This window comes from Mycobacterium sp., assembly GCF_032162605.1.
Lineage (GTDB): Bacteria > Actinomycetota > Actinomycetes > Mycobacteriales > Mycobacteriaceae > Mycobacterium.
The window spans coordinates 1-3,454 of record NZ_JAVROT010000470.1; the positions used below are offsets into that span (position 1 = coordinate 1).

2 protein-coding genes and 2 pseudogenes are annotated in these 3,454 nt (G+C 65.8%); 3 read left to right on the forward strand and 1 reads right to left on the reverse strand.

Features of this window, described 5'->3' with window-relative positions; translation table 11 throughout:
• Nucleotides 1–406 precede the first annotated feature (406 nt).
• Nucleotides 407–490 (reverse strand): annotated as a pseudogene (locus QOI01_RS25980) (NADPH-dependent F420 reductase); the annotation flags it as partial.
• A gap of 97 nt (nucleotides 491–587) precedes the next feature.
• Here QOI01_RS25980 and QOI01_RS25985 point away from each other — a divergent pair.
• The 3 genes and pseudogenes from QOI01_RS25985 (at nucleotide 588) to QOI01_RS25995 (ending at nucleotide 2,944) form a co-directional block, all read left to right on the forward strand.
• A pseudogene (locus QOI01_RS25985) lies at nucleotides 588–1,065 on the forward strand (MarR family winged helix-turn-helix transcriptional regulator).
• 293 nt (nucleotides 1,066–1,358) lie between these two features.
• A complete protein-coding gene (locus QOI01_RS25990; protein ID WP_526386044.1) occupies nucleotides 1,359–1,556 on the forward strand; it encodes a hypothetical protein in 198 nt (65 codons plus the stop codon).
• 14 nt (nucleotides 1,557–1,570) lie between these two features.
• Nucleotides 1,571–2,944 carry a pyridoxal phosphate-dependent decarboxylase family protein gene (locus tag QOI01_RS25995; RefSeq protein ID WP_526386045.1) on the forward strand — a complete coding sequence of 458 codons (1,374 nt, stop codon included), beginning with the start codon at nucleotides 1,571–1,573 and terminating at the stop codon, nucleotides 2,942–2,944.
• Nucleotides 2,945–3,454 lie beyond the last annotated feature (510 nt).

Consider the following 3,454-nt stretch of genomic DNA (forward strand, 5'->3'; position numbering starts at 1 on the left):
ACCGTCGCGACGACGATCGCCCGGTCACCATGAAGTCAGCGGGATTTGGTTGAAGCGGCTGTTCGTGGGCGGCTCAGTTCGGTCTCGATCCAGACTAGGACGGGTTCGAGGAGGGCAAGAACGAACCCAGCGCGGCGGACTTCTACTACGGCGAAATGGAAATGCGTCGGCTCTCCGGGCGCGAACCGACTAACGGCATCACATCTCGTTGACCGCGACCGCCGTCATGGGCTCAACGAGTCCTGCTCAACGGCTACTGGCGACATAGCATCTCGCTGCTCCAGACCCGCAGCGAGTCCCCCGCCACTCCAAAGGGCCTCGGAATATCATCGATATCATTCGATCGCCCGGCCGGGCTGGCGTTGCCCTCGACGCGGCCCGGGCGCGTCCAGCCCATCCAATCCCCCTCGACTGCGTTGCCGCCTGCGAGCGCCCGGTCGGCCAAGGCCCTGGCCATGTTCCCCAGGCCGATGATGCTGATGCTGCTCATGAAGTATCCCGTCTTGGTTGGCGATCGAAAATGTTGATTCCTCAACCATATGCAGGCATTGGTGATGCGTCAACCAATCGGGGTAGCATGGAGGCCGATGGAACCGAACTGGCTGAACTGAAGACCGTGCATGGCGAGCCTTCATGCATGCGCATCATCAGCTCGTCGTGCACCTGAACCGGGGCCTGCAGGAATCGGGCCTATCCGGGGCCGACTACGAGGTCCTTGCGGTGCTCTCGGCTCTCGACGGGGACCGCATGCCCGCCCGCGACCTGTGCAACGCACTGGGCTGGGAGAAGAGCCGTCTCTCCCACCAGCTGCGGCGCATGCAGAAGGACGGGCTGATCAGCCGCGAGCCCAACCCCGACGACGCCCGCAGCACCCTGGTCTGCCTGCTACAGACCGGCCGCGCCGCCATCGAGAAGGCGGCACCCAGGCACGTGGAGGACGTCCGCCGAAACTTCATCGACCTGCTTACCCCGGCTGAGCTCGACAGGCTCGCCACCCTCAACGAACGAGTCCTGCACCACGTGGCCACAAACTACGACTCCCCCGCCGAAGACGAGCCTTCATAACCTTCATTAGCCGTGAGCATTTCGCCCCATCCAGACTGCTACACCAGTGGAATTCGTCAGCTCACACAGCCGGTAATGCTCAATTACGGAGGTCGAAGTTGCCATGTCTTATTGCCACATAACGCGATTCGACCTAATGCACGTGACGGAAACCGGTCCGGCGCTGCGCCAAACGCTCCCCCCCGGGCGCGAACACGCGAGCTCCCACGCTTCGCCTCACGTCATTACTGACTGGGAAACTGACTGGGAATACGGCGGAATCGAATACGGAGGGTTATCAGTAACCACTGCACATGGGCACGGTCATCTTCTCAATGTCGTACGCGACCTGGCTGAAGCCGAAATGCATGCGTGTGATGTTCGCTGACCTCGCGGTACGTCCACGCCGCCGAGGCAACCGTCATCGACCCGACCGACGGCACCGGCAGGGGGCGACCAAGCTGTTTCCGACGATCGCCGCGCTCGACGAGATCGCAACCAACCTGTCGTGACGTAGGGTCGGCTCATGCCTGACCGCACCGCCGGCCTCCGCGCTGCCGTCCAGCACGCTGAGGCATTTCTTGCCACAGTCGACGACCGCACCGTAGCCGCCCGCTCCGATGCGGCGGCCGTCCGCGACGCCCTCGGCGGGCCGCTGCCAGAACATGGCGAAGACCCGGCGACGGTGGTCGATGCGCTGGCCATAGGCGCCGAACCCGGCCTGGTCGGGACCGCCGGACCGCGCCATTTCGGCTTCGTCATCGGCGGCGCGCTGCCCGCCGCGCTGGCCGCGGACTGGCTGGTGTCGGCGTGGGACCAAAACGCCGCCTTCCATTCCCTGTCCCCTGCTGCGGCCGCCATCGAAGAGATCACGTCGGCCTGGACTCTCGAGTTGCTCGGATTGCCGGAAACCGCAAGCGTCGGCTTCGTCACCGGTGGCCAGGGCGCCAACACCACGTGCCTGGCTGCGGCGCGGAATGCCGTCCTCGCCCGCGCGGGTTGGGATGTCGAGCGCGACGGGCTAATTGGCGCACCCGCGGTCCGCGTCCTGTGCGGCGAGCAGGCCCATGCCACGGTCTACACGTCGTTGCGGCTGCTGGGCCTCGGCTCGGAAACAGCTATCCGCATACCAGCCGACGAGCAAGGCCGGATGGCCCCCGTTGCGCTCGCAAAGGCCTTGGCCGACAACGGCGGACCGACGATCGTGTGCTCGCAGGCAGGCAACGTGGCCACCGGTGCGTTCGACGCCTTCGGGCCGATCGCCGACGTGTGCGCGGAGCATGGCGCCTGGTTGCACGTCGACGGCGCATTCGGGCTGTGGGCCGCCGCCGCACCGGCCACCCGGCGCCTCACCGCCGACGTCGAGCGAGCGGACTCTTGGGCCGTCGACGCCCACAAATGGCTCAACGTGCCCTACGACGGCGCGATGGCGATCGTCGCCGACCCGGATGCTCACATGGCCGCGATGAGCTTGGCCGGTCCCTATCTGGTCGCCGATCCCGGCCAGCGCGACAACACGAACTACGTTCCGGAGAGCTCTCGGCGTGCCCGCGCGGTCCCCGTCTACGCTGCGATTCGTTCGCTGGGGCGCGCGGGCGTCGCCGCGATGATCGAACGCAATTGTGCGCAGGCACAGCGAATGGCCAAACGGCTGCTCGCTATTCCCGGCGCCGAGGTGCTCAACGACGTCGTTCTCAACCAGGTGCTGGTCCGACTGCCCGGCGGCGACGATGCCAACCGCGCTGCCGTTTCCACGATCCAGCGCGATGGGACGTGCTGGCTCGGTGGGACGACATGGAACGGTGAATACGTGTTGCGGGTGTCGATCTCAAACTGGGCGACGACGGATGAGGACATCGACCGCTCCGCCGCGGCGATCGCCGCCGCAGTTACCGCATAGCCATCTCTGCACATCGGAAACCGGTCCCGGTACTGGCTGGGCCCGATCGAGACCACTCGCGTGAACGCGCGTCGCATCGTCTCGGTGCTGCCGAAGCTGCAGCGCGCGGCGGTCGCCATCGGCGAGGGCGACCTACCTCCGACCGCGGATCCCGATGTCCTCGCAGCGTTCGGTGAATGCCGTCACGCACGGCATGGCAGTGCAAGCCAAAGCCGGCTTCACCCGGGACAAACTGGAAGCCGTTGCCGAGCAAGCGCTTTCCGCCTGGCCTGCAACCGGCTAGCCCTATACCACCTGTAAGCACGCTAATGCCCTCAACGGCAATGCTTTCAGCGCGGTCCGACGCGCGGCCGAAACGCGCCACGGTTACGCTTGATCGGGGACGCGTCGAGAGGAGCCGGCCATGAGCACGCAAGCACGTGCGACCTACCGCACGATGGCCGAGGGCACCGCGGAAGACTATGCCCTCATCAATCGCGCAGAAGAGGCAAATAACGCCGGACTGGTACC

What these genes read in the sequence shown, in the direction of transcription:
- QOI01_RS25995 (WP_526386045.1), top strand. Translation starts at nt 1,571, where the DNA reads ATGCCTGACCGCACCGCCGGCCTCCGCGCTGCCGTCCAGCACGCTGAG.
- QOI01_RS25990 (WP_526386044.1), top strand. Translation starts at nt 1,359, where the DNA reads ATGGGCACGGTCATCTTCTCAATGTCGTACGCGACCTGGCTGAAGCCG.